The following is a 20,670-nucleotide window of genomic DNA, read 5'->3' on the forward strand; positions in this document are numbered from 1 at the left end:
GACTTACCAGCGAAACCGCAAAGACGGCGCCGTCGGGGCCGGAGCCGGAGCCGCGACCGGTGCTGCGCCTGCAACCGCAGGCTGTGGCGCTGAAACCGGCGCTGCGGCTTCCGCCGGCAGCTCCTGCAACTTGGCCAGCGACAACTGCGCACGCATTTGATCGGCACTGCCATTGACCCGATAGACGATGCGATCGCCATCAACACTTTGCAGACGCACGCCAAACGGTTCGAGTAACCGCAACAGCGCCGCGTAGTGCTCAAGATTCATGCCCTGCACTTCCAGAGTCTGCTGACCTGAAGCGCCGGGCTTGGCAACAAAACGCGGGGCCAGCCGCTCGGCCACCGCCAGCATGACCGCGTCTGCGACAGCGGCCTGATCGGCACCCTGCACACTGCCCGCTTCTTTTTGATCGCCGAGCCACAAATGCCACTTGGCTTGCCACTGCCCGCCCTCTTCATGGGCATGCACCGCCAGCAAGGCGTCGGCGTTGTAACGTTCTGAGGCACCGCGCAGAGGGGCTGGATCCGTGCCCTCCAGCGCTGGCGCGGTGGCAACCAGTTGCTCGCTCAGGTCCGCCAACGGCAAACGCAACGGCAATCCGCGGTGTTGCGCAGCTCGACGCAAAGGCGCCGCAGCGGCTTGACCGTCGCCGACCAGACTCGAACCTTCAGCTGAATCGTTCAGCCACCAACTCAGAATCGATGGCCGACTGGCGCCCCACACCGACAACCCGGCACGACGCAGCGCCTGCTCGGTGGACGACGGATCGAAATCGACCTTCAACACCTCCGGCGGCCCGGCATCGAAACCGAACTGACTGATGATCTGCTGCGGATCCTTGCGAATCGCCGCCAGCCCGGGGTTTTGCGCAGCCTTTGGATCGCCGGTCAGGCGCAACACCAGCGTATCGAGCGCTGCCTGCGTGGCCCGATCACGTTCCTCCGGGGCCTGACCGTTGACCGGCTCACGCACTTGATAGAGGCCTTTGAGATTTTCGGCGTGACTTGCCAGGCTGAGCAGAGACAAACAACCCACAAACAACAATTTACAAAAACGCATGGAGAATTCCCGTCGACAAGAGCGGCTGGAACAGGCCGCGTGAACCGGTTGAGCAAGGCTGTGACAATCTGCCAGCACCAAACATTCACCCGGCGGCGATAAGTTTTTGCACAGTGATAACGATAGACGGTTAATTGCCACACCTTATACAGGCACCCGCAGGCCTTAATTGCAAAAAATTTCCCGAGATATGGCCCTGCCCGTCGGTGCGAGGATGGCCGCTGCCCCTCAAGCCTGATAAAATCGCGCGCCTTCGCAGACCGGCAACAGCCGGGCCCCTCGAAACTCGCGTGAGGCCATCGCCTCTCGATTTCGAAGTTCCCGCTGAACTCGGTCGTTACCCCTGAATCCCCTCCCCTAAAGGCCTGGATCATGAGCAAGCAACCCTCCCTGAGCTACAAGGACGCCGGTGTAGACATCGACGCCGGTGAAGCATTGGTCGAACGCATCAAGAGCGTCGCCAAGCGCACTGCGCGCCCGGAAGTCATGGGCGGCCTGGGCGGTTTCGGCGCCCTCTGCGAAATCCCGGCCGGCTACAAGCAGCCAGTGCTGGTTTCCGGCACCGACGGCGTCGGCACCAAGCTGCGTCTGGCGCTGAACCTGAACAAGCACGACAGCATCGGCATCGACCTGGTTGCCATGTGCGTGAACGACCTCGTCGTTTGCGGCGCTGAGCCACTGTTCTTCCTCGACTACTACGCCACCGGCAAACTCAATGTCGAGACCGCGACCCAGGTCGTAACCGGCATCGGCGCCGGCTGCGAACTGTCCGGTTGCTCGCTGGTTGGCGGCGAAACCGCTGAAATGCCTGGCATGTACGAAGGCGAAGACTACGACCTGGCCGGCTTCTGCGTCGGCGTCGTGGAAAAATCGGAAATCATCGACGGCTCGAAAGTCGCCACCGGTGACGCGCTGATCGCTCTGCCATCGTCCGGCCCGCACTCCAACGGCTACTCGCTGATCCGCAAGATCATCGAAGTGTCCGGCGCCGACATCGAAAACACCCAGCTCGACGGCAAACCGCTGACCGACCTGCTGATGGCCCCGACCCGCATCTACGTGAAGCCGCTGCTCAAGCTGATCAAAGACACCGGCGCCGTCAAAGCCATGGCCCACATCACCGGTGGCGGCCTGCTCGACAACATCCCGCGCGTTCTGCCAAAAGGCGCTCAGGCTGTCGTTGACGTAGCAAGCTGGACTCGCCCGGCTGTGTTCGATTGGCTGCAAGAGCAAGGCAACGTTGACGAAACCGAGATGCACCGCGTGCTGAACTGCGGTGTTGGCATGGTCATCTGCGTGGCTCAGGAAGACGTTGAAGTCGCGCTGAACACCCTGCGTGACGCTGGCGAGCAGCCATGGGTCATCGGCCAGATCGCGGCCGCCGCCGAAGGTGCCGCCCAGGTTGATCTGCAGAACCTTAAGGCTCATTAATGTCCGCAACCTGTGATGTCGTGGTGCTGTTGTCCGGCACCGGCAGTAACTTGCAGGCTCTGATCGACAGCACGCGGACCGGCGACAGCCCGGTCCGCATCGCTGCGGTGATTTCCAACCGCGCCGACGCCTACGGCCTGCAACGCGCCAGTGATGCGGGTATCGCCACCCGCTCGCTGGATCACAAGGCATTCGAAGGCCGCGAGGCCTTCGATGCTGCTCTGATCGAACTGATCGACGAATTCAAACCGAAACTCGTGGTGCTGGCCGGCTTCATGCGCATTCTCAGCGCTGATTTCGTTCGCCACTACCAGGGTCGTCTTCTCAACATTCACCCGTCGCTGCTGCCCAAATACAAAGGGTTACACACTCATCAGCGCGCGCTGGAGGCCGGCGACACTGAGCATGGTTGCTCCGTGCACTTCGTCACCGAGGAACTCGATGGCGGACCACTGGTCGTACAGGCAGTATTACCGGTAGAGTTGCACGACACGCCGCAGAGTCTGGCGCAGCGAGTGCATGTACAGGAACACCTGATCTACCCGATGGCGGTACGCTGGTTTGCCGAAGGCAGACTGGCACTCGGGGAACACGGTGCCTCACTGGATGGCCAGTTACTCGCCGCCAGCGGCCACTTGATTCGAAACTAGGAGATATTATGCGTCGCGCCCTGCTCTTCGCTTGCGCTCTGCTCGCCCTGCCCTTCGCGCAGGCAGCGGACCTTCAACCGTTCTCCGCCAGCTACACCGCCGACTGGAAGCAGTTGCCCATGAGCGGCACCGCTGAACGCAGCCTGACCAAGGAAGCCAACGGCGTCTGGAAGCTCAGCTTCAAGGCTTCGATGATGATCGCCAGCCTGAATGAAGAAAGCACCCTGACCCTGGACAAGGACACCCTGCTGCCACAGTCCTACCACTTCGAACGTGGCGGTCTGGGCAAAGCGAAAAAGGCTGATCTGGATTTCGACTGGAACAGCAAGATGGTCACCGGCACCGACCGTGGCGACGCGGTGAAGATCCCGCTGAACCGTGGCATGGTCGACAAGTCCACCTACCAACTGGCGCTGCAGCATGATGTGGCCGCTGGCAAGAAGACCATGAGCTATCAAGTGGTCGATGACGGCGAAGTCGATACCTATGACTTCCGCGTACTGGGTTCGGAAAAAGTCGAGACCAAGGCTGGCAAGATCGACGCAATCAAGGTCGAGCGCGTACGCGACCCGACGCAAAGCAAGCGCATCACTGTGCTGTGGTTCGCCAAGGATTGGGATTACCTGCTGGTCCGTCTGCAACAGGTTGAAACCGACGGCAAGGAGTACAACATCATGCTCCAGGACGGCACCGTCAACGGCAAAACCGTTAAAGGCAGCTGATCCATTGCAAGAACAAAGAGCCCCGCGAAATGCGGGGCTTTTTTGTGCCCTGTAGGAGCTGCGGCACGCTGCGATCTTTTGATCCTGATCTTAAAAAATCAACAGTAAAAGATCGCAGCCTCGTTTCACTCGACAGCTCCTACAGGGGTATTTTCAGACGGAGAATTTGGCGACCATACTGTTCAAATCCACCGCCAGCCGCGACAACTCCTGACTCGCCGCACTGGTCTGATTAGCCCCTGCCGACGTCTGCATCGCCAGATCGCGAATGTTCATCAGATTGCGATCCACCTCCCGCGCCACCGCCGCTTGCTCTTCCGAGGCGCTGGCGATCACCAGGTTGCGCTCGTTGATCAAAGTAAACGCCGAAGCAATCTCCTCCAGCGCCACACCCGCCGCTTTGGCCAGCTCCAGAGTCGAACGCGCCCGGACATTACTCTGCTGCATCGAATTCACCGCCGAATCGGTGCCCTGCTGAATCCCGCCGATCATCTGCTCGATCTCTTGCGTCGATTGCTGCGTGCGATGCGCCAGCGCCCGCACCTCGTCAGCCACTACCGCAAAGCCACGCCCGGCATCACCGGCCCGCGCCGCTTCAATCGCCGCATTCAGCGCCAGCAGATTGGTCTGCTCGGCAATCGAGCGAATCACGTCCAGCACCTTGCTGATGCCGTGAACCTTCTGCGCCAGATCTTCCACCTGCGTTGCATTAGACGTGACATCGTCGGCCAGGAATTCGATTGACGTCACCGTCTGCTGAACCTGCTCGCGCCCATGCTGGGCAATGCGGTCAGACTCGCGCGACGCTTCAGAGGTTGCCACCGCATTGCTCGCCACCTCTTCAACGGCAGCGGTCATCTGATTCACCGCCGTGGCCGCCTGCTCGATTTCCAGGCTCTGCTGATGCAGCCCGCGAGTGGCGTCCTCGGTGACACAACTGAGCTCCTCGGAGGCCGACGCCAATTGACTGGATGATTCAGAGATCTGGCGAATGGTGTCGCGCAAGTTGTGCTGCATGCTCTTGAGCGCCTGCAGCAATCGCGCCGGCTCGTCCTTGCCAGAGATGCTGATATCACCGGTCAGATCGCCTCCAGCCACCACTTCCGCCACACCCAGCGATTGCGCCAGCGGCAGCACGATGCTGCGCGTAAGCAACAGCGCCAGGCCAATGGTGATCAGCGCAGTGATGCCGATCATTACCCCGACCCACACCCGCGAATTGATAAACACCAGCCGCGCCGCTTCGGTGGCGAGATTGGCATTGTGTTTATTCATTTCGACCAGTTCGCGCAGGATGACGGCGATTTCATCCGCCAACGGACTCATATGACCATTGAGAATGCTCGCCGCTTCCTCGACAAGATTTTGCGCTGATAACTGCATGACCTGCGCCTGGAACTCCAGATACCGATGCTCGGCAACTTTGAAGCGGTCGAATAGCTGGCGCTCCTCGGGCAGCACAATCAGCACGTCATAGCGCTGCTGCGCCTCACTGAGCACACCGCGCAATTCGTTGAGTTTGGCGACGTTCTGTTCAAGCGCCTGCGGATCACGGTTGAGCAACAGGCGCATGGTCAACGCGCGCAAGCGCAGCATGTCCTGACTCATCTCACCGACCGCCATCACGCTCGGCAGCCAGTTGTTGTCGACCTCCTCTGACTGCGCGCGCATGTTCGACATTTGCAGTAAAGCGAACGTCCCGAGGGCAAACACCATCAACGCCAACAAGCCAAAACCGAGGCTGGCGCGCGGGGCAATATTGAGACTCCGAATACTCATTGCGCTGGTTCCTTCCAAAAGCGCTGCATCAACCTGCAGCTGGTTGCTTTAGAAGGTATCGGCCACGCAGAAACTTGCGTAAGACGAAAAGGCGATATCAACAGGCCTGGATACTTCGAACACTCGCCATTAACGATTCAGCGCGGTTTTCCCGGACTTGAGCTCCGGTCGCGGCAAGATCGCCAGGAAGTTATCCCGCGCGACTTTGCGCGCAACATCCTCCGGCAGCGCATCAAGGAACGGTTTGAAGCTGTGCAGTTCCTGACCGAGCTTGTTGAAACGTCCTACCACGTCGGAGCCGAGCATGAAGCGTTCTGGGTACTTTTCAACCAGAGCGAGCCATTCCGAACGCGGCTTGCCCTGCTCGTCCAGCAGATACGGGGTGAGCATGCTCCACGACAGGTCGATATACAGATTCGGATAGGCCTCCAGCATGCGGGTCAGGGTTGGCAGCAAGAACTTCAGTTGCGTCTGATGCCGATGGATTTCCGCGCTGGTGCCCGCATGCGCCCAAATGAAGCGCGTGTGCGGGTGATTGCGCAGCGACCCCTCGACTTCCTGCAAGTACAACGGATTTTTCTCACGCTTGGAGGTGATATTGGAATGCAGCATCACTGGCAGATCGTTCTCGGCTGCCAGGTGATAGATCTTGGTCATCGCTTCGTTATTGGCGCGCGGCGTATCGCCAGACGTCAGCGCCGTCAGGTCATCATGTCGAGTGAACACTTCGCCAATGCCCTGCCAAAGACCCGGATACAGATCGAGCATGCGCTGAATGTGCGCGGCGGAGTTCTTGTCGTTGGGATTGAAGCCCGAGAGAAACGGATGAAAGTACGGACGCTTATCGGCTGGCAGCTTCTGCACCGCATCGGCGACGATCACATCGGTCGCGCTGTACCAATAGGCGTCGGCATCATCCCCGGCGTAATAGCGCGGACGCTTGGGTTCGTCTTCGTGCCACTTCTTCGCCACCGGAATTCCGGAAATCATTACATGCTCGATGGAATTGTCCTGCATGGCCGTCAGCAATTTCGCCATGCCTGCGCTTTCCTGGAAAAAATCCACGTAGTGCAGGTGCGCGTCGCTGTAGGTGTATTCGCGGGCACTGGCGCCACCGGCGAATACTAAAAGGCAAGCAAGACTCAAACGAAACAGGGACACAAGTAATCTCCGGCAAGTAGGCATAGCCTAGACCGCGCCCCGACAACAAGGGTTCATCCCCGCAGGAAAGTGGAACGCGTCCCGGTGGGAATGCTCTATAACTGCAAGGTCTTGTTTGACTGAACGACTTTTCCTACTGCCAGTGAGGTTCCCATGACCGTTACCGTCAATACCGTCTCCGCTGAAGGTTTTCGTCACACCGTACAGATTGATGATCACGAATTGTTCGCCGACGTGCCGAAGTCCGCCGGCGGCGAAGGCTCAGCCCCTGAGCCGCACGACTACTTCGATGCCGCACTTGGTGCTTGCAAAGCGCTGACCCTGAAGATGTACGCGAAGAAGAAAGACATCCCGCTGACCGGCGTCGGTGTCGACGTCAAACGCGACAACAGCGAAGAGCAGAAAGGCAAATACGTCCTGCACGTCACCCTCACCCTCAAAGGCGTGCTCACTGACGCTCAGCGCGAGGAGTTGCTACGCGTCGCCGACCGTTGCCCGATTCACAAACTCATGACCACCACTGACGTGACCATCGAAACCCACGCGCCACAGGGCTTCGACAGCCAGTAACCCTCCTCATGCCAGCGGCGGGTTATGCTTCTGGCATCACCCGCTCAGCCTGGAATGCACCATGGACACGCAACCTCTGATCATCCGCCCACGCGCCGAAGACGTCGAAGGCCAGCCGATTCTGCGCCCGCTGCCGTCAGCCAAATGCCGCAGCGTTGGGCCGTTCGTGTTTTTTGATCACATGCTCGAGACGGTTTATCCGACGGGCAAAGGCATGAACATCCGACAGCATCCGCACATTGGTCTGTCGACGCTGACGTATCTGTTCCAAGGACAAATCCAGCACAAGGACAGTCTTGGCTCCGATCAGGTGGTCAGTGCCGGCGATGTCAGCTGGATGACCGCCGGCAGCGCTATCGCGCATGTTGAGCGCACACCTGAGCCGTTGTGGAATCAGAGTTTCACGATGCATGGCTTGCAGATCTGGCTGGCCTCGCCCAGGGATCACGAACAAGGCCCGGGGCACTACAGCCATCATCCGGCGGCGACCTTGCCGATCAGCGATAACCTCGGCGTGCAGATTCGGATGATTGCCGGGTCAGGCTTTTGCTTGGAATCGCCGGTGCCAGTACTTTCTCCTACGTTGTATGCGGAAGTGAAGATGCAAACAGCGACCACGTTGCTGGTTCCGACCGAGCATGAAGAGCGGGCGGTTTACGTGTTGAGTGGTGATGCGCAGCTGAATGGCGAAACGATTGAGCCGCATGCGCTGGTGGTGTTACCGGCAGGGCAAGAGATGAGTCTGTTTGCCGAGAGTGATGTTCACGCCGTGGTGTTTGGCGGCGCGCCGCTGGACGGGCCTCGGCGGATCAACTGGAATTTTGTGGCGAGCGATCCGGCGGCGATCGATGAGGCACGGCGTAAATGGACGGCCGGGGACTGGCCGACGGTGCCGGGGGAAATTGAGCGGATTGAATTGCCTTAGTGCTGCGTCGCCTGTGAGTCAGTCATCGCTGGCAAGCCAGCTCCCACAGGTTTTTCGCGTCGAATGGATATTCCGCAAACGACTCGAAAACTGTGGGAGCTGGCTTGCCAGCGATGGGGCCTCGCCAGACACCAAATAAATAAGTGCCTGACACCTCAATCAACCTTTAAACACTTCATCCAGCAAATCATGCATCGACTTGAACGCGCGCTTCGCAGTCTTTTCGTCGTACATCATCTTGCCCGGGACATTGGCATGCGGATCGGTAAAGGAGTGCACCGCACCGCCGTAGCTCAGCAATTGCCAATCGACCTTCGCTGCGTTCATTTCGTCCTCAAACGCTGGCAACTGCTCCTCTGGCACCAACGGGTCAGAGGCACCGTGCAACACCAACACCGAACCTTTGATGTTCTGCGCATCCGCCGGGTTCGGCGAATCCAGCGTGCCATGGAACGACACCGCAGCCTTCACCGGCGCACCGGTGCGCGCCAGATCCAGTGCGCAGCAACCGCCGAAGCAGAACCCGAAAACCGCCAGTTTCGACGTATCAACCGCTGCCTCGCCCTGCTTCTGCAACTGCTCGAACGCTGCCTGCATACGCGTGCGCAGCAATGCACGATCATCCTTCAACGGCATCATCGCCGCGCCGGCCTGATCAGCGTTTTGCGGACGCACTGCCTGACCATAGACGTCAGCGATCAACACCACGTAGCCCTTGGCCGCGACCGATTTGGCGATCTCTTCGGCACCGGCGCTGACACCCATCCAGTTCGGCGCCATCAACAAACCCGGAAGCGCGCCTTTGTGTTCGGCGTCAAACGCCAGACGACCTTCATAAGGTTGGCCGTCGATCTGATAGACCACGGAACGTACAGTGACTTGGCTCATTTCTGACTCCTGATTGGTTAAACACCAGAATGAAAAAACCCGCCGAAGCGGGTTTTTCTGTGACTTGGTTAAACCGACAGTTCAACCAGCAGCTTGTTCAGACGGCGCACATAGGCGGCCGGATCCTTCAAGCTGTCGCCGGCAGCCAGGGCTGCCTGATCGAAGAGGATGTGCGACAGGTCGCCAAAACGCTCTTCGCTCTGCTCGCCATCGAGTTTCTCGATCAGCGGGTGGCTTGGGTTGAATTCGAAAATCGGCTTTGAATCCGGCACTTTCTGACCGCTGGCTTCGAGGATCTGACGCATCTGCAGACCCAGATCCTGCTCGCCGATGGCCAGGATGGCCGGCGAATCGGTCAGACGATGGGAGACGCGGACTTCAGCCACGGAATCGCCCAGCGCGGTTTTCAGACGCTCGACCAGACCTTCTTTGGACTTGGCGACTTCTTCTGCGGCTTTCTTGTCCTCTTCCGAGTCCAGGTTGCCCAGATCGAGGTCACCGCGTGCCACGTCGACAAACGTCTTGCCGTCGAACTCGCTGAGGTAGCTCATCAGCCACTCGTCGATGCGGTCGGTCAGCAGCAGCACTTCGATGCCTTTCTTGCGGAAGACTTCCAGGTGCGGGCTGTTCTTGACCTGCGCGTAGGTTTCGCCGGTGAGGTAGTAGATCTTGTCCTGACCTTCCTTGGCGCGGGCCAGGTAGTCAGCCAGACCGACGATCTGCTCGCCGTCGTCGCCATTGGTCGAGGCGAAACGCAGCAGACCGGCAATTTTTTCCTTGTTGGCGAAGTCTTCTGCAGGGCCTTCTTTCATGACCTGACCGAAGTTCTTCCAGAAGCCCTTGTATTGCTCAGGCTCGTTTTTCGCCAGTTTTTCCAGCATGTCGAGCACACGCTTGGTCAGCGCGGTTTTCATCGAATCGATGATCGGGTCTTTCTGCAGGATCTCGCGCGACACGTTCAGCGACAGGTCGTTGGAATCGACCACGCCTTTGATGAAGCGCAGGTACAGCGGCAGGAACGACTCGGCCTGATCCATGACGAACACGCGTTGCACGTACAGCTTCAGGCCCTTCGGCGCTTCACGCTGGTACAGGTCGAACGGTGCGCGGGCCGGTACGTACAACAGCGAGCTGTATTCAAGCTTGCCTTCGACTTTGTTGTGGCTCCAGGCCAGCGGGTTTTCAAAGTCGTGAGCGATGTGCTTGTAGAACTCCTGGTATTCCTCGTCCTTCACGTCAGTGCGCGGACGGGTCCACAGGGCGCTGGCGCGGTTGACGGTTTCCCATTCAACGGCTGGGGCCTCTTCGCCTTCGGCAGCTGCCGCTTCTTTCGGCAGCTCGATCGGCAAAGCGATGTGGTCGGAGTACTTCTTGATGATGTTGCGCAGACGCCAGCCATCGGCGAATTCGTCTTCGGCAGCTTTCAGGTGCAGGACGATTCGAGTGCCGCGCTCTGGTTTTTCGATGGTGGCGACTTCGAACTCGCCCTCGCCTTTCGACGACCAGTGCACGCCTTCGCTGGCTGGAGTGCCGGCGCGACGGCTGTATACGTCAACCTGGTCGGCCACGATGAACGCCGAGTAGAAACCCACGCCGAACTGGCCGATCAAGTGCGAATCTTTCTTCTGATCGCCCGAGAGGTTTTTCATGAAATCGGCAGTGCCGGATTTGGCGATGGTACCCAGGTGGGTGATCACATCGTCACGGTTCATGCCGATACCGTTGTCTTCGAGGGTGACGGTCTTGGCGTCTTTGTCGAAGCTCACACGGATTTTCAGATCAGCGCCACCTTCGAGCAACTCTGGCTTGGCCAGGGCTTCGAAGCGCAGCTTGTCGACAGCGTCAGAGGCGTTCGAGATCAATTCGCGAAGGAAGATTTCCTTGTTGGAATACAGCGAATGGATCATGAGGTGCAGCAGCTGCTTTACCTCGGTCTGGAAGCCCAGGGTTTCCTTTTGAGTTTCCACACTCATGGTCATCAAACTCCAATCAGATGGCAGTGGCCGCGACCCGAAATGGTCGGCGGCGGGTTGTCTTGTGAGTTTGGGGCACTGTTCAGGATTTCAAGGGCTCATCGATTTTGAAGTGCGCACGAGCGGTGGCAATCGGCTCGCTTTCAGTGCTTTGCCAAGCGGTGACCGCGACGTTAGCCACGCGGCGCCCCTGGCGGCAGACCTGACACTTGGCCCAGGTGTCGCGAAACTGCCCGGCGCGCAGGTAATCGAGGGAGAAATCGATAATCTTCGGCACGCCCGGCGTCTCGGTGAAGATCAACAAATGCAGCGCCGCAGCCAGCTCCATGAATCCGGCAATCACACCGCCATGGATCGCCGGCAATAAAGGGTTACCAATGTTGTCTTTGTTGGCCGGCAGCTTGAACAGCAATTCATCGCCGACGCGCGAACATTCAATGCCGATCAGCCCTGCATAGGGAATCAACTGCAACAGCGGCGCGTAGTCACCCTGAGCGTGAGCCTGTTGCAACTGAAGTTTCAGGTCTTCGCTCACGGGCGGTCTCCTTTTATTGCGCCGCCAAAGCCTTTGGTGCCTTTAAGGGCCTTGCCCATGCGCATGAACGTTCCAACGACATGGGCGATTGGCCGCTCGGGATCATCCTGATAGGCAAAGCCGCGGGCGAAGATCACGTCCGTCGTGACCCGGTAGCATTGCGCGAAGCCATACACATCTTTATTCGGCTCGGCGGCATGCATGTAGTCGATACGCAGATCGAGGGTCGGGCACACCTCGAATTCCGGCAAAACGCACAGTGTGGACATACCGCAGGCGGTATCCATCAACGAAGTGATGGCGCCGCCATGGATCACGCCATTCTGCGGGTTGCCGACGATTTTTGTGCTGTACGGAAGGATCACCGTGAGCCCTTCGCTGGAGGCGCTGTGCACGCGCAATCCAAGTACCTGACAGTGTCGCAACGCGGAGAGAAACCGCGTCGCGCGCTCAAAAACGGGGTTTTCGGCCATTTGATAATTACTCTCGTTAGAGCCATTTGCCAGTAGTAAGGGTTAAAGCAAAAGTTCCACCTGAAAACAAACTTATATATCTGAAAGAAATGAGGAACTTAACCTTCCGCACAGAGTTCTTAAGGCCAGTAGTTATTTTCCATAAGGAGAAACACCCCATGCGTAAGACTTTTGCTGTTGCCTTGATGTTGACCGCTTCCCTCGGTCTCGCTGCCTGCGATAAAAAATCCGAGGACAAAGCTCAAGATGCTAACCAACACGCTGAGCAAGCTCAGCAAGACATGAACAAAGCTCAGGATAAAGTGAACGACGCTGCGAAAGAAAACGCCGAAGCTGCCAAAGCTCAGGCTGAATCGAACGCTGCCGCGCAAGACGAAGCTGCCAAGAAGCAATAATTCGCTTTTTGCTGCAGAAAAAGAAAACCCGCCAAGTGCGGGTTTTCTTTTGTCCGGGATTTATCGGCACTGCAGTCTTAGAGCAACACAGTTCTAAAAGTCGGACTAATCATCAGCAATAACGAACACACTAAGCCTACAAACCAGACCAAACTGCGCAGTGAAGGCTGATCAGCCAGGTAAAGCCACAAGTAGAGAATCCGCGCGATCACAAAAATGATCGCCAGTGTATCGATCAGCCATCCCGCCGTTTGTGTGGTGTGCGCCATCAGCACGCCGACCGCAAACAACATGAACGCCTCAATGCTGTTCTGGTGCGCCGCCAGCGCCCTGGCGCCGTAACCGGTGAGTTGCGCCTGCTGCTGGCGCGGAGTGTGGTTGTCGTAACCGCCCTGCTCTTTCATGGCCTTGGCCACCGGCATGCGCGCCACGTAGATCAACAAAGCACTGATAAACACACACCAGAACGGAATACTCATCAAGCAGCCTCTTTGTTCGCCTCGGGAATGGGCGCCTCAGTAGGGGTATAGACCATTACGTCGAGAACGTCGGAATGAAACTCGCGGCGGTACAGAACCACGACCACGCCCGCACTCATCATCATGAACAACCACGGACTGACGAACCACGCCAGCATGCTCATGCCGAAATAGTAGGAGCGCAGGCCGAAGTTGAACTGGTTGGCCGCCATCGAAATGACCCGCGCCGCTCGCGCAGCAAATGCTTTGCGCTCCTGCTCGGAGACCTGCCGCTCGCCAACCATCGGCGCCGAGCCCACCAGTACTGCCGCGAAGTTGTACTGACGCATGCACCAGCTGAAAGTGAAGAAGGCGTAGACGAATACCAGCGCCAGGCACAGCAGTTTGATCTCTGACATGCCCTGCGAGGCCTGCTGCACCATCGGGATATCCGCCAGCAACGACACTGCCCGCTCCGACGCACCGAGCACGGTGAGAATACCGGCGAGAATGATCAAGGTGCTGGAGGCGAAGAACGAGGCGTTACGCTCCAGATTGCCGATTACGCTGGCATCGGCGATGCGGTTGTCGCGCAGCAGCATGCGGCGCATCCAGTCTTCGCGATACAGGTGCAACACGCTGGCCAGACACGCGGTGTCGCGGGCCTTCCATGAGGCGTAACGAGTGTAACCGCCCCAACAGATGACGAACCAGACAGCGGCGAGCAAGTGAATCAGATTGGCTTGGATGAACGACATGCAATTCCTTGTGAGAGGTGAACACTGTCTATGTGGGACCGAGCTTGCTCCCACGTGAAAATATGACAACTCTTCGACGTTAGCTCAGGGAAAAAGACACTGCCTGACGCCCATAAAAAATGCCCCGTATCGATTGATACGGGGCATTTCTGTTTAAGCGCTGAGGACCCGCTTGTGGCGGGTCAGCCAACGTCAGGCTACCGCTTCGCTGCGCTTGCCCAGCAGGCGATCGCAGACAACCGCGACCACCAGCGTCATCACGCACGGCACCAGCCACGCCAGACCCTGCTCGCTCAGCGGCAGGTGCGACAGCTGCGTTGGCATCCAGTCAGCCAGACCAGCGCCTTTCAGCGCGTCAATGCTGCCAAACACAAACGACACCAGCATCACCGGGCCAAGAATGCGCCCGTGTTCATGCCAGAAATCTTTGCAGAAGCTCAGCGCGACCAGAACGATGCACGGCGGATAGATCGCGGTCAGCACAGGGATCGAGAAAGCGATCAGCTTGGTCAGACCGAGGTTCGACACCAGCAGCGAGAATGCCGCGAGGATGATCACCAATGTCTTGTAGGACAGTGGCAATACACGACTGAAGTATTCGGCACAGGCACAGGTCAGACCCACGGCTGTTACCAGACACGCCAGCGAGATCAGCACCGCAAGGAAACCGCTGCCCAGCGAACCGAAGGTATGTTGCACGTATGCGTGCAAGACCGCCGCGCCGTTGGTTGCACCGACGGCCACTTCATGGCTGCCGGAACCGAGACGGAACAGGCTGATATACACCAGCGCCAGACCGACACCGGCGATCAAACCAGCGATGATCGCGTAACGGGTGATCAACTTCGGCGACTCGACACCACGGGAGCGGATCGCGTTGACGATGACGATACCGAACACCAGTGCGCCCAAGGTATCCATGGTCAGGTAACCATTGATGAAACCTTGGGAGAACGGTGCAGCGACGTATTCCGGTGTGCCGTGGCCAATGTCACCGGCCGGCAAGGCGAATGCGGCGATGCCAAGCACTGCCAGTGCGATGATCTTCAGCGGCGCGAGGAAACGGCCGACGGTGTCCAGCAAACGGCCCGGGTAGAGCGAGATGAAGAACACCAGCAGGAAGTACACCGAGCTGTAGAGGAACAGCGCCAGCGGGCTCTCGCCGGTCAGCGGCGCCAGGCCCACTTCGAAGGACACGGTTGCGGTGCGCGGAGTGGCGAACAGCGGGCCGACGGCCAAGTAGCACGCAGCAGCAAGAATGCCACCGGCGACCTTGCCGATCGGGCTGCTCAGTGCGTCCATCGCCCCGCCGACCTTGGCCAGCGCGACGACGGTGATCACCGGCAGACCTACTGCGGTGATCAGGAAGCCCAGCGCAGCCATCCAGACGTGAGGTCCGGCCTGCAAGCCAACGATAGGCGGAAAGATGATGTTGCCGGCCCCAACGAACAGGGCAAATGTCATAAAGCCAAGTGCCAGGATGTCCTGACCTTTCAAAACTTTCATTAAGGTAATACCACACTGCTGAAATCGGAATTTAGAGGGGGATTGCCCTGTGTAATTAGGGAAATGCTGTCGATCCGTATGGGACTGACCCTTAAAGCGCGTTGCATGCCTTGTGGGCGGCAGACGCAAAAATGGCTGCTAGCCTAACGAATTTGCTGTGCAAACGCACTGTTAGAGGGCGAACTATCCGATACGCGACGTTTCCGTGTCGCGTTTATGTATGAAAAGCAGCCGCAAGCTACAAGTTTCAAGCGACAAGCTTTTGTCTTGCAGCTAGCAACTTGTCGCTTTCAACTGCTCTTGAACGACAAAGGCCACCCGAAGGTGGCCTTTGTTTGGTGAAGCGTCAGCTAAGCGCGAGGCTTACTTGACAGCCCAACCGGTCAGCTCGGCCAGGGCCTTGCCGATGTCTGCCAGCGAACGCACGGTTTTTACGCCTGCGTCTTGCAGCGCAGCGAATTTCTCGTCTGCAGTGCCTTTGCCGCCAGAGATGATTGCGCCAGCATGGCCCATGCGCTTGCCCGGAGGAGCAGTCACACCAGCGATGTAGGAAACAACCGGCTTGGTCACGTGTGCCTTGATGTAGGCAGCCGCTTCTTCTTCAGCCGAACCGCCGATCTCACCGATCATGACGATCGCTTCGGTCTTCGGGTCTTCCTGGAACAGCTTCAGGATGTCGATGAAGTTCGAACCCGGGATCGGGTCACCACCGATGCCGACGCAAGTCGACTGACCGAAACCGGCGTCAGTAGTCTGCTTAACAGCTTCGTAGGTCAGGGTGCCGGAACGCGAAACGATACCGACCTTGCCTGGCAAGTGAATGTGACCTGGCATGATGCCGATCTTGCACTCGCCCGGAGTGATAACGCCTGGGCAGTTAGGGCCGATCAGGACTACGCCCAGCTCGTCGCACTTAACTTTAGCGTCCAGCATGTCCAGGGTAGGAATGCCTTCGGTGATGCAGACGATCAGCTTGATGCCGCCGAATGCCGCTTCCAGGATCGAGTCTTTGCAGAAAGGAGCCGGAACGTAGATCACGCTGGCGGTAGCGCCAGTGGCTTCTACTGCGTCTTTAACGGTGTTGAAAACTGGCAGACCCAGGTGCTCGGTGCCGCCTTTGCCAGGAGTAACGCCACCCACCATCTTGGTGCCGTATTCGATGGCTTGCTGGGTGTGGAAACTACCTTGCGAACCGGTAATACCCTGGCAGATAACTTTGGTGTCTTTATTGATCAGGACGCTCATTATTTGCCCTCCGCAGCTTTGACAACTTGTTGAGCAGCGTCGGTCAGGCTGGTAGCAGCGATGATGTTCAAACCGCTTTCTGCCAGTACTTTAGCGCCCAGCTCAGCGTTGTTACCTTCAAGGCGAACAACAACCGGGATTTTCACGCCGACTTCTTTCACAGCGCCGATGATGCCTTCGGCAATCATGTCGCAGCGAACAATGCCGCCGAAGATGTTGACCAGTACTGCAGCGACGTTGGTGTCGGACAGGATGATCTTGAACGCTTCAGTTACGCGTTCTTTGGTAGCGCCACCACCTACGTCGAGGAAGTTGGCTGGCTTGCCGCCATGCAGGTTGACGATGTCCATGGTACCCATGGCCAGGCCAGCACCGTTGACCATGCAGCCGATGTTGCCTTCCAGTGCTACGTAGTTCAGTTCGAACTTGGCAGCGTGCGCTTCGCGCGGATCGTCTTGCGACGGATCGTGGAAAGTCTTCAGCTTAGGCTGACGGTACATGGCGTTGGCGTCGATGTTGATCTTGGCGTCGAGGCAATGCAGATCGCCGTCAGCCTTGATCACCAGCGGGTTCACTTCCAGCAGAGCCAGGTCGTGATCTTTGAACAGTTTGGCCAGACCTACGAAGATCTTGGCGAACTGAGCAACCTGCTTGCCTTCCAGACCCAGCTGGAATGCCAGCTCGCGACCCTGGAATGGCTGAGCGCCAACCAGTGGATCGATAGTGGCCTTGAGAATTTTTTCTGGAGTGTCGTGAGCGATTTTCTCGATGTCCACGCCACCTTCGGTGGAAGCCATGAACACGATGCGACGGCTCGAACGGTCAACGACAGCGCCCAGGTACAGCTCTTTAGCGATATCAGTGCACGATTCAACCAGGATCTTGGTGACTGGCTGGCCATTGGCGTCAGTCTGGTAAGTCACCAGACGCTTGCCCAGCCACTGCTGTGCGAAGGCTTTGGCGTCTTCTTTGCTGCGAACCAGCTTAACGCCGCCCGCTTTACCGCGACCACCGGCGTGAACCTGGGCTTTGACAACCCACTCGCTGCCGCCGATTTTGTCGCAAGCTTCTGCTGCTGCTTCCGGGGTGTCTACTGCGTAACCAGTGGAAACTGGCAGGCCGTATTCAGCGAACAGCTGCTTACCCTGATACTCGTGAAGATTCATGCTTTTTACCGTCTTCGTTAGGTACTGCGCATTCGGCGCTGCGCTCATTTGAGTGCCGCGCCACCTGTGACTGCTGCTTGCGTAGCTGAGCTACGCAAGACTGCGTCCAGCGGACATTCCGCGGTGAGACTTGCTCGCAAGGCTCACGACGGGCCGTTACCGCCGTGGTTTCTTATTGTCTGTTAACGCTTTTTGCGGTTGGCAATGTGGATGGCGCCGCCATTCACAGCCAAAGCAGCTTCGTGCAAGGCTTCAGACAGGGTCGGATGGGAGAAAACCATCATGCCCAGGTCTTCAGCGCTGGTGCCGAATTCCATACCGATCGCGCCCTGCTGAACCAGTTCTGCAGCGCTCGGGCCAATCACGTGCACGCCCAATACGCGGTCGGTCTTGGCATCAGCGATGACCTTGACGAAACCACCGGTATCGTTGGCGGCCATCGCACGGCCGGAAGCGGCGAACGGGAAGGTGCCGACGTTAACTTCAACGCCTTCAGCTTTCAAGGCCTGCTCGGTTTTGCCAACCCACGCGATTTCCGGGTGAGTATAAATAACCGAAGGGATCAGGTCATAGTTCATCTGGGCTTTGTGGCCCTTGATGCGCTCGACAACCATGATGCCTTCTTCGGAAGCTTTGTGAGCCAGCATCATGCCGCGAACCACGTCACCGATGGCGAAAACGCCCGGTACGGTGGTCGCGCAGTGATCATCAACGTGCACGAAACCGCGCTCGTCGAGGGTCACGCCGCTGTCGGAAGCCAGCAGATCAGTGGTCACCGGACGGCGACCAACGGCTACGATCAGCTTGTCGAAAGTGATGGTCTGTTCGCCGTTGGCGTCGGTGTAGTTCACAACGACTTCGTCGCCGTTCACTTTCGAGCCGGTCACGCGAGCGCCCAGTTTGATGTCCAGACCCTGTTTGGTCAGGGTTTTCAGCGCTTCCTTGGAAACAGCGGTGTCCGCTGCCATCAGGAAGGTGTCCAGAGCTTCCAGAACAACTACTTCCGAACCCAGACGCGACCATACCGAACCCAGTTCCAGACCGATCACGCCGGCGCCGATCACGCCCAGACGCTTAGGTACGGTTTGGAATTCCAGAGCGCCAGTCGAATCGACGATGACTTTCTGATCAACCGGAGCCGGTGGAATGTCGATTGGACGCGAACCTGGAGCCAGAATCACGTTTTCAGCTTCGATGACTTCAACCGAGCCGTCTGGCTTGGTGACTTCGACTTTCTTGCCAGCCAGCAGTTTGCCGTGGCCCTGGATCGAAGTAACGCCGTTAGCCTTGAACAGAGTGGCAACGCCGCCGGTCAGGTTCTTGACGATGCCAGCCTTGCGGCCAACCATCGCAGCGACGTCCATTTTGACTTCGCCGGTCGAGATACCGTGAACGTTGAAGCTTTCTTTCGCTTCCTTGTATTTCCAGGAGCTGTCGAGCAGCGCCTTGGAAGGAATGCAGCCCACGTTCAGGCAGGTGCCGCCGAGGGCTTGCTTGCCTTCTGCGTCGGTGTACTTCTCGATGCAGGCAGTGGTCAGACCCAGCTGCGCGGCCTTGATGGCAGCCACGTAGCCACCAGGGCCAGCACCAATCACTACTACGTCAAATTTCTGCGACATTCAAAAAATCCTCTTTAGCAATAAAGCTACAAGCCGCAAGCAACAAGCTCCAAGCCCACCCCGCTCGCTTGAGCTTGTGGCTTGAAACTTGAAGCTTGCCGCTGTTTTTTAGATATCCAGCAACAGACGAGCCGGATCTTCCAGCAGGTTCTTGATGGTCACCAGGAAGGTCACAGCTTCTTTGCCATCGATCAGACGGTGATCGTAGGACAGTGCCAGGTACATCATCGGACGGATAACGACCTGACCGTTGATCGCCATAGGACGCTGGATGATGTTGTGCATGCCCAGAATCGCTGCCTGCGGCGGGTTGACGATCGGGGTCGACATCATCGAACCGAAGGTACCACCGTTGGTGATGGTGAAGGTACCACCGGTCATCTCGTCCATCGACAGTTTGCCGTCACGGGCTTTTTTGCCGAATGTTGCGATGCCGCCTTCGATTTCAGCCAGGCTCATCAGTTCGGCGTTACGCAGAACCGGAACAACCAGGCCACGGTCGCTGGAAACGGCAACGCCGATGTCCGCATAGCCGTGGTAAACGATGTCGCCGCCGTCGATCGACGCGTTGACAGCCGGGAAGCGTTTCAGCGCTTCGGTCGCTGCTTTGACGAAGAACGACATGAAGCCCAGGCGTACGCCGTTGTGGGACTTCTCGAACAGGTCCTTGTACTTCGAACGCAGGGCCATGACTTCAGTCATGTCGACTTCGTTGAACGTGGTCAGCATCGCCATGTTCGACTGCGCTTCAACCAGACGCTTGGCCACGGTGGCGCGAACGCGGGTCATCGGTACGCGCTTCTCGATGCGGTCGCCAGCGGCGAACACAGGAGCGGCGGCCGAAGGAGCAGCAGCCTTGGCAGGCGCGGCAGCCGGAGCGGCTTTCTTCGCAGCAACAGCTGCAACCACGTCTTCCTTGGTAACACGACCGCCTTTGCCAGTGCCGGCAACGGAAGCGATGTTGATGCCGTTTTCTTCAGCCAGCTTGCGCGCAGCAGGAGCAGCAACAGGATCGTCTTCGCCTTCAGCGGCAGCCGGTGCAGCGGCAGCAGCGGCCGGAGCAGCAGCGGCGGCTGGAGCGGCGGCTGGAGCGGCGGCAGCAGCGCCACCTTCCTGGATGGAGCCCAGCACTTCGTCGGACAGGACGGTTTCGCCCTCGCCCTTGACGATTGCGCCCAGCACGCCATCAGCGGTAGCCAGAACTTCCAGTACGACTTTGTCAGTTTCGATGTCGACGATCAGTTCGTCGCGCTTGACGGCGTCGCCCGGTTGTTTGTGCCAGGTGGCAACGGTGCCATCGGCAACCGATTCCGGGAAAGTGGGGGCTTTGATCTCGATAGCCATTATCTGTGGT

Annotated in this window: 20 protein-coding genes; 6 read left to right on the plus strand and 14 right to left on the minus strand. The window is 58.3% G+C overall.

Annotated elements, in window-relative coordinates; genetic code table 11:
- Nucleotides 1-3 precede the first annotated feature (3 nt).
- Nucleotides 4-1,062, minus strand: coding sequence for a DUF2066 domain-containing protein (locus tag EJA71_RS16500; RefSeq protein ID WP_158958509.1), 1,059 nt, complete (start codon nucleotides 1,060-1,062; stop codon nucleotides 4-6).
- Nucleotides 1,063-1,434: 372 nt separating this feature from the next.
- On the opposite strand from EJA71_RS16500, the gene purM reads away from it, so the two are divergent.
- The 3 genes from purM to EJA71_RS16515 are packed head-to-tail and all read left to right on the plus strand — an operon-like array spanning nucleotide 1,435 to nucleotide 3,865.
- Entirely contained in the window at nucleotides 1,435-2,493 is a 1,059-nt protein-coding gene (purM, locus tag EJA71_RS16505) for a phosphoribosylformylglycinamidine cyclo-ligase (protein WP_158958511.1), read from the plus strand.
- Nucleotides 2,493-3,143: a phosphoribosylglycinamide formyltransferase gene (gene purN / locus EJA71_RS16510; RefSeq protein ID WP_158958513.1), complete on the plus strand. Its 651-nt coding sequence runs from the start codon at nucleotides 2,493-2,495 to the stop codon at nucleotides 3,141-3,143. Before purM ends, purN begins: the two co-directional genes overlap by 1 nt.
- A gap of 8 nt (nucleotides 3,144-3,151) precedes the next feature.
- On the plus strand, nucleotides 3,152-3,865 hold the full coding sequence (locus EJA71_RS16515; protein ID WP_122593510.1) for a DUF3108 domain-containing protein: 714 nt from the start codon (nucleotides 3,152-3,154) through the stop codon (nucleotides 3,863-3,865).
- A gap of 153 nt (nucleotides 3,866-4,018) precedes the next feature.
- On the opposite strand, the gene EJA71_RS16520 is transcribed toward EJA71_RS16515, so the two are convergent.
- Together EJA71_RS16520 and EJA71_RS16525 are read right to left on the minus strand one after the other, a co-directional pair.
- The gene (locus tag EJA71_RS16520; protein WP_158958515.1) at nucleotides 4,019-5,644 is read right to left on the minus strand and encodes a methyl-accepting chemotaxis protein; all 1,626 of its coding nucleotides are present in this window, start codon (nucleotides 5,642-5,644) and stop codon (nucleotides 4,019-4,021) included.
- A gap of 129 nt (nucleotides 5,645-5,773) precedes the next feature.
- Nucleotides 5,774-6,829: an amidohydrolase family protein gene (locus EJA71_RS16525; protein WP_158958517.1), complete on the minus strand. Its 1,056-nt coding sequence runs from the start codon at nucleotides 6,827-6,829 to the stop codon at nucleotides 5,774-5,776.
- Nucleotides 6,830-6,958: 129 nt separating this feature from the next.
- Here EJA71_RS16525 and EJA71_RS16530 point away from each other — a divergent pair, with 129 nt between their 5' ends.
- On the plus strand, nucleotides 6,959-7,375 hold the full coding sequence (locus tag EJA71_RS16530) for an OsmC family protein (RefSeq protein ID WP_016986397.1): 417 nt from the start codon (nucleotides 6,959-6,961) through the stop codon (nucleotides 7,373-7,375).
- Nucleotides 7,376-7,436: 61 nt separating this feature from the next.
- Nucleotides 7,437-8,300 (plus strand): pirin family protein, encoded by an 864-nt coding sequence (locus tag EJA71_RS16535; RefSeq protein ID WP_158958519.1) that lies wholly within the window; start codon nucleotides 7,437-7,439, stop codon nucleotides 8,298-8,300.
- Nucleotides 8,301-8,459: 159 nt separating this feature from the next.
- Here the strand turns inward: EJA71_RS16535 and EJA71_RS16540 are convergent, their stop codons facing one another.
- The 4 genes from EJA71_RS16540 to EJA71_RS16555 form a co-directional block, all read right to left on the minus strand.
- A complete protein-coding gene (locus EJA71_RS16540) occupies nucleotides 8,460-9,188 on the minus strand; it encodes a dienelactone hydrolase family protein (protein ID WP_158958521.1) in 729 nt (242 codons plus the stop codon).
- Nucleotides 9,189-9,256: 68 nt separating this feature from the next.
- A complete protein-coding gene (htpG, locus tag EJA71_RS16545) occupies nucleotides 9,257-11,161 on the minus strand; it encodes a molecular chaperone HtpG (RefSeq protein ID WP_158958523.1) in 1,905 nt (634 codons plus the stop codon).
- Between the two features lie 82 nt (nucleotides 11,162-11,243).
- Nucleotides 11,244-11,696, minus strand: coding sequence for a PaaI family thioesterase (locus tag EJA71_RS16550; protein ID WP_158958525.1), 453 nt, complete (start codon nucleotides 11,694-11,696; stop codon nucleotides 11,244-11,246).
- Nucleotides 11,693-12,169: a PaaI family thioesterase gene (locus tag EJA71_RS16555; RefSeq protein WP_158958527.1), complete on the minus strand. Its 477-nt coding sequence runs from the start codon at nucleotides 12,167-12,169 to the stop codon at nucleotides 11,693-11,695. Before EJA71_RS16555 ends, EJA71_RS16550 begins: the two co-directional genes overlap by 4 nt.
- Before the next feature lie 158 nt (nucleotides 12,170-12,327).
- Here EJA71_RS16555 and EJA71_RS16560 point away from each other — a divergent pair, with 158 nt between their 5' ends.
- Nucleotides 12,328-12,564: a hypothetical protein gene (locus EJA71_RS16560; RefSeq protein WP_158958529.1), complete on the plus strand. Its 237-nt coding sequence runs from the start codon at nucleotides 12,328-12,330 to the stop codon at nucleotides 12,562-12,564.
- Nucleotides 12,565-12,641: 77 nt separating this feature from the next.
- On the opposite strand, the gene EJA71_RS16565 is transcribed toward EJA71_RS16560, so the two are convergent.
- From EJA71_RS16565 to odhB, 7 genes are all read right to left on the minus strand, one after another.
- On the minus strand, nucleotides 12,642-13,043 hold the full coding sequence (locus tag EJA71_RS16565) for an MAPEG family protein (protein ID WP_158958531.1): 402 nt from the start codon (nucleotides 13,041-13,043) through the stop codon (nucleotides 12,642-12,644).
- Nucleotides 13,043-13,780, minus strand: coding sequence for a DUF599 domain-containing protein (locus tag EJA71_RS16570; protein WP_158958533.1), 738 nt, complete (start codon nucleotides 13,778-13,780; stop codon nucleotides 13,043-13,045). The genes EJA71_RS16565 and EJA71_RS16570 overlap by 1 nt, the downstream gene beginning before the upstream one ends.
- A 192-nt stretch (nucleotides 13,781-13,972) precedes the next feature.
- Complete coding sequence (gene brnQ, locus EJA71_RS16575; protein WP_158958535.1) at nucleotides 13,973-15,286, minus strand: branched-chain amino acid transport system II carrier protein; 1,314 nt, start codon at nucleotides 15,284-15,286, stop codon at nucleotides 13,973-13,975.
- A 363-nt stretch (nucleotides 15,287-15,649) separates the two neighbouring features.
- Nucleotides 15,650-16,531 (minus strand): succinate--CoA ligase subunit alpha, encoded by an 882-nt coding sequence (sucD, locus tag EJA71_RS16580; protein WP_008082972.1) that lies wholly within the window; start codon nucleotides 16,529-16,531, stop codon nucleotides 15,650-15,652.
- On the minus strand, nucleotides 16,531-17,697 hold the full coding sequence (gene sucC / locus EJA71_RS16585; protein WP_007919879.1) for an ADP-forming succinate--CoA ligase subunit beta: 1,167 nt from the start codon (nucleotides 17,695-17,697) through the stop codon (nucleotides 16,531-16,533). The genes sucD and sucC overlap by 1 nt, the downstream gene beginning before the upstream one ends.
- 182 nt (nucleotides 17,698-17,879) lie before the next feature.
- Nucleotides 17,880-19,316: a dihydrolipoyl dehydrogenase gene (lpdA, locus tag EJA71_RS16590; RefSeq protein WP_034156249.1), complete on the minus strand. Its 1,437-nt coding sequence runs from the start codon at nucleotides 19,314-19,316 to the stop codon at nucleotides 17,880-17,882.
- Between the two features lie 108 nt (nucleotides 19,317-19,424).
- Nucleotides 19,425-20,660 (minus strand): 2-oxoglutarate dehydrogenase complex dihydrolipoyllysine-residue succinyltransferase, encoded by a 1,236-nt coding sequence (odhB, locus tag EJA71_RS16595; protein WP_158958537.1) that lies wholly within the window; start codon nucleotides 20,658-20,660, stop codon nucleotides 19,425-19,427.
- Nucleotides 20,661-20,670: the final 10 nt, after the last annotated feature.

The sequence above is a fragment of the Pseudomonas sp. PB106 genome (assembly GCF_009764645.1).
GTDB lineage: Bacteria > Pseudomonadota > Gammaproteobacteria > Pseudomonadales > Pseudomonadaceae > Aquipseudomonas.

Bases quoted from the DNA above. Each gene is read 5' to 3' on its own strand.
- EJA71_RS16500 (WP_158958509.1), bottom strand. From the start codon at position 1,062: ATGCGTTTTTGTAAATTGTTGTTTGTGGGTTGTTTGTCTCTGCTCAGC.
- purM (WP_158958511.1), top strand. From the start codon at position 1,435: ATGAGCAAGCAACCCTCCCTGAGCTACAAGGACGCCGGTGTAGACATC.
- purN (WP_158958513.1), top strand. From the start codon at position 2,493: ATGTCCGCAACCTGTGATGTCGTGGTGCTGTTGTCCGGCACCGGCAGT.
- EJA71_RS16515 (WP_122593510.1), top strand. From the start codon at position 3,152: ATGCGTCGCGCCCTGCTCTTCGCTTGCGCTCTGCTCGCCCTGCCCTTC.
- EJA71_RS16520 (WP_158958515.1), bottom strand. From the start codon at position 5,644: ATGAGTATTCGGAGTCTCAATATTGCCCCGCGCGCCAGCCTCGGTTTT.
- EJA71_RS16525 (WP_158958517.1), bottom strand. From the start codon at position 6,829: ATGCCTACTTGCCGGAGATTACTTGTGTCCCTGTTTCGTTTGAGTCTT.
- EJA71_RS16530 (WP_016986397.1), top strand. From the start codon at position 6,959: ATGACCGTTACCGTCAATACCGTCTCCGCTGAAGGTTTTCGTCACACC.
- EJA71_RS16535 (WP_158958519.1), top strand. From the start codon at position 7,437: ATGGACACGCAACCTCTGATCATCCGCCCACGCGCCGAAGACGTCGAA.
- EJA71_RS16540 (WP_158958521.1), bottom strand. From the start codon at position 9,188: ATGAGCCAAGTCACTGTACGTTCCGTGGTCTATCAGATCGACGGCCAA.
- htpG (WP_158958523.1), bottom strand. From the start codon at position 11,161: ATGAGTGTGGAAACTCAAAAGGAAACCCTGGGCTTCCAGACCGAGGTA.
- EJA71_RS16555 (WP_158958527.1), bottom strand. From the start codon at position 12,169: ATGGCCGAAAACCCCGTTTTTGAGCGCGCGACGCGGTTTCTCTCCGCG.
- EJA71_RS16560 (WP_158958529.1), top strand. From the start codon at position 12,328: ATGCGTAAGACTTTTGCTGTTGCCTTGATGTTGACCGCTTCCCTCGGT.
- EJA71_RS16565 (WP_158958531.1), bottom strand. From the start codon at position 13,043: ATGAGTATTCCGTTCTGGTGTGTGTTTATCAGTGCTTTGTTGATCTAC.
- EJA71_RS16570 (WP_158958533.1), bottom strand. From the start codon at position 13,780: ATGTCGTTCATCCAAGCCAATCTGATTCACTTGCTCGCCGCTGTCTGG.
- brnQ (WP_158958535.1), bottom strand. From the start codon at position 15,286: ATGAAAGTTTTGAAAGGTCAGGACATCCTGGCACTTGGCTTTATGACA.
- sucD (WP_008082972.1), bottom strand. From the start codon at position 16,531: ATGAGCGTCCTGATCAATAAAGACACCAAAGTTATCTGCCAGGGTATT.
- sucC (WP_007919879.1), bottom strand. From the start codon at position 17,697: ATGAATCTTCACGAGTATCAGGGTAAGCAGCTGTTCGCTGAATACGGC.
- lpdA (WP_034156249.1), bottom strand. From the start codon at position 19,316: ATGTCGCAGAAATTTGACGTAGTAGTGATTGGTGCTGGCCCTGGTGGC.
- odhB (WP_158958537.1), bottom strand. From the start codon at position 20,660: ATGGCTATCGAGATCAAAGCCCCCACTTTCCCGGAATCGGTTGCCGAT.